General features: G+C 39.2%; 6 protein-coding genes. 4 read left to right on the top strand and 2 right to left on the bottom strand.

The window, feature by feature from the left end:
* Together QNJ50_RS05265 and QNJ50_RS05260 are read right to left on the bottom strand one after the other, a co-directional pair.
* A partial coding sequence (locus tag QNJ50_RS05265) for a tetratricopeptide repeat protein (protein WP_300632908.1) occupies positions 1–2,265 on the bottom strand: 2,265 nt, incomplete at its 3' end.
* 120 nt (positions 2,266–2,385) lie between these two features.
* On the bottom strand, positions 2,386–2,844 hold the full coding sequence (locus tag QNJ50_RS05260; protein ID WP_300632907.1) for a hypothetical protein: 459 nt from the start codon (positions 2,842–2,844) through the stop codon (positions 2,386–2,388).
* Between the two features lie 376 nt (positions 2,845–3,220).
* On the opposite strand from QNJ50_RS05260, the gene QNJ50_RS05255 reads away from it, so the two are divergent.
* The 4 genes from QNJ50_RS05255 to QNJ50_RS05240 all read left to right on the top strand — a co-directional run bounded on the left by QNJ50_RS05255 (position 3,221) and on the right by QNJ50_RS05240 (position 7,544).
* Entirely contained in the window at positions 3,221–3,661 is a 441-nt protein-coding gene (locus QNJ50_RS05255) for a SufE family protein (RefSeq protein WP_300632906.1), read from the top strand.
* 193 nt (positions 3,662–3,854) lie between these two features.
* Positions 3,855–4,757, top strand: coding sequence for an alpha/beta hydrolase (locus tag QNJ50_RS05250; RefSeq protein WP_300632905.1), 903 nt, complete (start codon positions 3,855–3,857; stop codon positions 4,755–4,757).
* 305 nt (positions 4,758–5,062) lie between these two features.
* Positions 5,063–6,031 (top strand): GTP-binding protein, encoded by a 969-nt coding sequence (locus tag QNJ50_RS05245; RefSeq protein WP_300632910.1) that lies wholly within the window; start codon positions 5,063–5,065, stop codon positions 6,029–6,031.
* Positions 6,032–6,467: 436 nt separating this feature from the next.
* Entirely contained in the window at positions 6,468–7,544 is a 1,077-nt protein-coding gene (locus tag QNJ50_RS05240; protein WP_300632904.1) for a hypothetical protein, read from the top strand.
* The last annotated feature ends 164 nt before the right edge of the window (positions 7,545–7,708 follow it).

Raw genomic sequence — 7,708 nt, 5'->3', positions numbered from 1 at the left:
TTCACGTTGATCGAGGAATTGTAAAACATCGCCGATGGCTCTTAAGGTATTAGCTTCACCCAACCTATCCCCAATTTGGCGGTAATATTCTAAAGCTTCTTGATAACGGTTTAATGCTTCTTCACGTTGATCGAGGAATTGTAAAACATCGCCGATGGCTTTTAACGTATTAGCTTCACCCAACCTATCCCCAATTTGGCGGTAATATTCTAAAGCTTCTTGATAACGGTTTAATGCTTCATCACGTTGATCGAGGAATTGTAAAACATCGCCGATGGCTTTTAACGTATTAGCTTCACCCAACTTTGCCCCAATTTGGCGGTAATATTCTAAAGCTTCTTGATAACGGTTTAATGCTTCTTCACGTTGATCGAGGAATTGTAAAACATCGCCGATGGCTCTTAAGGTATTAGCTTCACCCAACCTATCCCCAATTTGGCGGTAATATTCTAAAGCTTCTTGATAACGGTTTAATGCTTCTTCACTACGTTTGAGGAATTGTAAAACATCGCCGATGGCTTTTAACGTATTAGCTTCACCCAACTTTGCCCCAATTTGGCGGTAATATTCTAAAGCTTCTTGATAACGGTTTAATGCTTCCTCACTACGTTTGAGGAATTGTAAAACATCGCCGATGGCTCTTAAGGTATTAGCTTCACCCAAGCTATCCCCAATTTGGCGGTAATATTCTAAAGCTTCTTGATAACGGTTTAATGCTTCCTCACTACGTTTGAGGAATTGTAAAACATCGCCGATGGCTTTTAACGTATTAGCTTCACCCAACTTTGCCCCAATTTGGCGGTAATATTCTAAAGCTTCTTGATAACGGTTTAATGCTTCCTCACGTTGATCGAGGAATTGTAAAACATCGCCATAAGCTTTAACTGTATCAATAAAAGGTATGACTTCTTCATCTATTTTTGGACGCCATTGTACTAATAATCGTTCGTAGAGATTTAAACTTATGGAATTATAACCCCGAAATTGCAGCACAAAATCACAACTACTGTAGCGTTCATCAGGATTAGTTTGTTGTTGAATGATGTTAAAAGCTGATAAATATTGCCCAATTTCACAGCTATGATAAAAAATCTGTAGGTATTCCTTGACCGCATCCAGTTCATCTGTTGACTTTAACTGTGGTTTGCGGTGTTGTTCGTAATAGGTAATTGCTTGTTGATGGGCTATTTTCTTCTCTTGATCTGAAATTTTTTGTTGTAAATAATCTTGAATTAACGGTTGAAACTGAAAAATCCAAGTTCGTTCCTTTTTTCTTTCTTCTCTTCTCTCCTGTAATAAACAACGCTTTGCTAACTTACGCAATTCTTTTTCTATTTCTTTAGGACTTACAATTTCCAATGGTTTGGGATTGCTATTTCCTTGCGGAAACGCTACGCTAACCTGCGTCGCAATGACCGTATTTACGTTGTCCGTGGGTAAGTCCTGTTCTTGTTGTGCGATCGCAGAATCATTGGGGCTAAGATTTTCCCACATAACCCTTGCTGCTTCTCTGTCAAAAGGTAAAAGATAAATACTCAACCTTTGCAAAAACAGTTGTAATTCTGGACGCAAACGACCGATGCTAGCATCGAGAATCTTACTAATACTTGCTTCTGGATCGTGACGATGTAAGCCAAGAATGTCGAAGATATTTTCATGTAATGCAGTAATATCAGGATTTTCTCCTTCCTCTGCATGTAATATCCCTGCAGCTAGTTTTAAAAGTAAAGGATGTCCATCAGCATCTTTGACAAACTGCTGTAAATCAACATCATTTCCCGAAATTTCCAAAGCTTGTAGTAGTGCGACTCCAGCATCTGTACTTAAGCCATCGAGTGACAACCATTTACTTTGGTTTAAAGTATTTGCAGGTAAACTAGGTTTTTCTCGACTAGTTACTAAAATGACGCTGTCGCTGTGGGAACTAAACCAACTCAACAAAAATTCGAGATAACCATTATCTACCCAATTTCCATCAGGCTTTAACAGAGTTTCTAAATTATCCCAAACCAGTAAACAGCGTTCTGATGCTAAAGCATGACAAATAGCAATAATTAAATCATCATCTTTTTCTGGTGCTGGTCTTTTTAATTGATCTAATAACCAACGTCCCCAAACAGCAAAAGGATAAGCTTGACTAAAACTAGTCCAAATCTTGTGTGTAAAACCTTTTAGACTTAAATAAAACTTTCCGACTAAAGCCGATTTACCAAAACCACCCGCAGCAGTAACACCAATTAGCTTTTTCTCACCAGAATCGACCAATTGCTGTAATTGGTAAAGTTCATTTTCCCTTCCCTGCCAATTAGTGAGATCGGGAAGGTTATTATCGATGATAGTACTAACAGCATTTACTTTGTCAGGTGCCGAATCTGACGACTTTAGTCAAGTAGTTTTATTAATGGTGATCTGAGCCGCAGTATAGTTCTCACCACCTTGATTAGTGACTTCATTCTTAGTTTGATAGCCAGTATTATTTTGACCATCGATATTCATTACCATCTGGCTATTATCTTGTAATTTACCAGCATTAATTTCCTGGGCGATCGCTTCTAACTCAGCCTTAAACTCGGGGTCATCATTCATCACATCCTGTAAATAAACCCCCAAACGGTTTAATTCTTGGTTTATATTCTCCCCAGAACCCTTTTCAATTGCTGTCATTGCAGCTTCTGCATTTTTCTTACCCCGTAACTTATTCCAGATTTTTTCCCGGAGTTGATCAATTTTTTGCCAAGCAGATTCAGTAAACTTCTGTGCTAATTTACCAGCTCCACCCTCAATAAACTTAGTGAAAGCCAGAGTTGCGATCGCGGTTGCAGTTAAGGTTACAGGTTCGGTCATGACCGTAAATTCCTATATTATTAGGGTTTTTCAGTTTGTTCTAAGATCGAATCCATTACAACACCCATCAAAAAGTTCGTAGTAGGGGCTGTAGCAAAAAAAAACTATTCATAGCGCTAAAGCGCTACTACAAACATATTATTTATAAGTTACAACAGATAAAGTAGATTTGACTTGATACTCGATGTTAACTTCGCACTTACTTTAAGAAATTTCGGAAATCTACGCAAAAATTCGAAATTCATTGGCGTTAGCCTTCTCGTAAGAGTAAGTAAGAATTTACCGAATTAACCAATCCCCGGTCGCCAATCCCCAATCCCTAATCCCCCCAAAATCATCTAAACTCAAGGTGAGATAGATTGTTTGCACTTTTGATATGTCCTCGACAACAGATTCCTTGCCACCCGCACTTGCTAAAATAGTCAAACGCTTTCAACGCGTTTCTGACAACAAGCGACGCTACGAACAATTAATCTACTACGGTCAACGGCTATCTGAGTTTCCCCAATCTGATAAAGTTGCAGAAAATAAGGTTCCTGGTTGTGTTTCTCAGGTGTATGTAACGGCGAGTTCAGATGAAGGTAAGGTATTTTATCAGGGCGACTCCGATTCCCAATTAACTAAGGGTTTGCTTGGATTATTAATTGAGGGATTAAATGGATCCACAGCAAATGAAATTGTTCAATTAGCGCCCGATTTTATTAAAGAAACAGGTTTAAATGCGAGCTTGACTCCTTCTCGCGCTAATGGTTTTTATAATATTTTCAAAACCATGCAGAAAAAAGCTTTAGAATCTCAAGCAATAGATAATAATTGATTCTAAAAAGTAGCATTTATCAAAAGTATGTTTTATTAACTAGGACGAGTTGGTTGATGGTGAAGACCCTGTAAAGACGCGACAGAGGCTAACGCCGACGCCGCAGGCTCTGTCGCGTCTCTACAAATCAACCCTTATTTCGTCACATCCTTACAAATCAACCTTCCCAATCCCTAATCGCTAATTCCCTACCATGACCAACCTCGCATCAACCCCAACCAAAATTGGTGGTGCAGTCAAAGAATTTCTCTGGAACTACGAACAACAACAAATCCGGGTCGTTTATGAATGCTTGGGTGAAGGTTCCCCTATATTGTTACTTCCCGCTTTTAGTACAGTTTCCATGCGTTCGGAAATGGCGGAGATCGCAAAGTTATTATCTCCCCATTTTCAAACAGTAGCCGTTGATTTCCCTGGTTTTGGAGATTCCGAGCGCCCATCGGTTGATTACAAACCCGCTTTATATCAAAAATTTTTACAAGATTTTGTCAGTTCTGTATTTAATACTCCCGTAGCAGTTGTTGCTGCGGGTCACAGTGCTGCTTATGTATTACAACTCCAGAAAGAAAAATCTAATGCTTTTTCCCGGATCGTTTTAGTTGCTCCAACTTGGCGCGGTCCCTTACCTACCATGGGTGTAGGTCAGTCTGTTGCAGGGAATGTGAAAAATTTGGTGCGATCGCCAATCCTTGGTCAATTCCTGTATAAACTTAATACCGCACCTGGATTTTTAAGTTTTATGTACCGCCGTCATGTTTATACTGATACTACTAAACTGACATCGGATTTTATTGAGTATAAATGGCGTAACACTCAACAACCTGGAGGTAGATTTGCTCCTGCTGCTTTTGTAACTGGTAATCTTGATGCAGTCAAAAACCGAGATGATTTTCTTAATCTAGCGAAAAGTGTATCAATACCTTTGATGGTAATCATTGGTGAATCTTCTCCACCATCATCTCGGGCTGAAATGGATGCTTTAGCAGCATTACCAGGAGTAGACTCCACTAAACTTGCAGGTACTTTAGGAATGCATGAAGAATACCCAAGAGAAGTATTTGAAGCGATTTCACCTTTTTTGAGTCAGGATTTGTAGAGACGTAGCACGCTACGTCTCCCGAAAATTAACTTTTGATCAATAACTTTTGGTAGATTTCATTTTTTATAGAAGCGCTATTATAAACTTTCAAGATTATTTTTTGAAATGTGCGATATCGCAAATAGGGAATAAGATAATTTTTCTATTGTATAGCAATCCTAAATCATTTATGAACAAAATATTGTAGAGACGCGCCATGGCGCGTCTCTACAGGATTTACTGTCCACAACTCAGATATGATTGCTATAATTCCCAATCGCCAGTCACCAATTCCCAATCCCCAAACCCTAATTAAAATAACTATGACTTTAGAAACTATGAATACAGTACCCGTAACCGTGCTAACTGGTTATTTAGGTGCAGGTAAAACAACACTTCTCAATCACATTCTCACCTATGAGCACGGTAAAAAAGTTGCAGTAATAGTGAATGAGTTTGGTGAAGTTGGTATTGATAATAAACTAGTTATAGATGCCGATGAAGAAATATTTGAAATGAATAATGGCTGTATTTGCTGTACAGTCAGGGGGGACTTAATTCGTATCATCGGTAACTTAATGAAGCGTCGCGATAAATTCGATCATTTGGTGATTGAAACTACCGGATTAGCAGACCCTGCACCAGTAATTCAAACCTTCTTTGTTGACGAAGATATGAAGGAAACACTGGAACTTGACGCAGTTGTTACCGTAGTGGACACTAAGCATATTTGGCAACATTGGGATGCAGATGAAGCCCAAGAACAAATCGCCTTTGCAGATGTGATTTTGCTCAACAAAACCGATTTAGTCACTTCAGAGCAGTTAGAAGAATTAGAACAGCGAATCCGAACCATGAATGCGATGGCGAAAATCCACCGTACCCGTAATGCTGAGGTAGAAATGGATGCGCTATTAGGGGTTAAAGCTTTTGATTTGGATCGGGCTTTAGAAATCGATCCAGAATTTTTGGGAGAAGACGCTCACGAACATGATGAAAGCGTTTATTCCTTAGCTTTAGTCGAAGAAGGGGAATTGGACGGTGATAAATTAAATGAGTGGTTAGGGACTTTATTACAAACCAAAGGTCCAGATATCTTCCGCATGAAAGGGATTTTAAATATTGCTGGGGAAGATAACCGCTTTGTATTCCAAGGAGTACATATGATATTTGACGGGAAACCAGACCGTCAGTGGAAAGAAGGAGAAAAGCGCCAAAGCGAACTAGTTTTCATTGGACGTAATTTGGACGAAGCGAACCTTCAAGAAAATTTCAAAGCTTGTGTGGTTTAGGGATTGGGTAATGAGTAATGAGTAATAAGTAATGAGTAATGAGTAATGAGTACAGGACTTACGCAAAATTAACGTAATTGCGTCATTACGAGCGATCGCGACGTATATGTCCTGCGGACACGCTGCGCTAACGCAAAAACTCTGGGATTGCTATCTCCTAAACGGAGACGCTACGCTAACCCTGCACTACGTTTCGGTCGCAATGACAAATCTATGTCCTACGGACACGCTATGCTAACGTTGCGTAAGTCCTGGAGTAATAAGTAATGAGTAATAAGTAACAAGTAATAAGGAATGTGGATTAAATAAAGTAAAAAAGTAGGGTGCTGTTAGCATCGCGTAACGCACCATTCCAAATTTCAGAATTACAGGTTATTAAATTCTCATTCCTAAGTAAATTCCCAATTCCAAATCCCTAATCCCAATCGCCAATCAAATGAACCTTTCCACCCTAAAGTCACAAGAATTTCAACTGCATTTTTCTGATACTCTATCGGATTATATTACTGACATGGCTTGGTCTCCGGATGGTGAAACTTTAGCTGTTACTACTTCCAACGGCGAAGTTTTATTATGGCGCGATCGAGAACTGGAACACTTACAAATTGAATACTTACAGATTGGAAGTGGAGAATCCGTAGATTGTCTCGCATTTTCCCATGATGGACAATTTTTGGCGGTTGGAGGACAGGATGGAAGAGTTAAAGTTTGGCGAGATAATCAACTAATCGCAACTTTAGAAAATGCTCCCTTATGGATCGATCGCTTATCCTGGAGTCCAGTTAATAACCATTTGGCTTTTGGATTGGGACGAGATTTACAGGTATGGAACCCCGAAACAGGACAAGTTTTAGCAAAATTGAATTTTTCAAACTCTTCAGTATTAGGTATTGACTGGTCATGTGACGGTAAATATATTGCAGCTTCCGGTCATCGGGGAATCAAAGTTTGGGATTATCAAAACCCGAAAGAAGAACCATATATTTTTGATATTCCATCTGCCACAATTGCTATGGAGTGGTCTCCAGATGGTAAATATATTGCTTCTTGCAATATGGGTAATACCTTGACGGTAGTAGAAGCAAAATTATTACTATCTCGTCAAGATCCAGATCCTTGGGTAATGCGCGGTTTCCCAGGAAAAGTTCGTGAATTGACATGGTCAGAAGCTACAACCGAAACAGGTGCACCGATATTAGCAACTGTCAGCATGGATGGAATTATTGTCTGGGAAAAATCAGCAGATGAGTCCGTTGGTTGGGAATCTAGAGTCTTAACCAATCATATAGATATAGTTCGTACCGTTAGTTTTGCACCCCAAAGTTTTCTCCTCGCTTCTGCGGGTGCGGACGGTTGGTTATGTTTATGGGAAGAAGCTCAACAAGTATCCCAATTACTTACAGGTGTTTCCAGTGGTTTCTCATGTATCTCTTGGCACCCCAAAGCAACCCACATTGCTGCAGGTACGGAAACGGGAGAATTACGTGTCTGGAAAAAAGGAAGAACTCAATAAAAAGTGAACTACTGGTAAATATTAGTATCAAAATATCCGTAAAAATCTTGATTTAGGATAAATCAAAAGCTAGCTAGAATATTCTCAATATTTATATTATAAAAAATAAGACAACCTGAATGCATCCTAATAGTGTTACCTACTTAAAATTAGAACGCCTCAAA

Origin of the sequence: Mastigocoleus sp. MO_188.B34, from assembly GCF_030065675.1 — a bacterium.
In the GTDB taxonomy this organism is placed as follows: Bacteria; Cyanobacteriota; Cyanobacteriia; order Cyanobacteriales; family Nostocaceae; genus Mastigocoleus.
The sequence above is the reverse complement of the archived record's forward strand: the minus strand, read 5'-3'. Positions and strand labels throughout refer to the sequence as shown.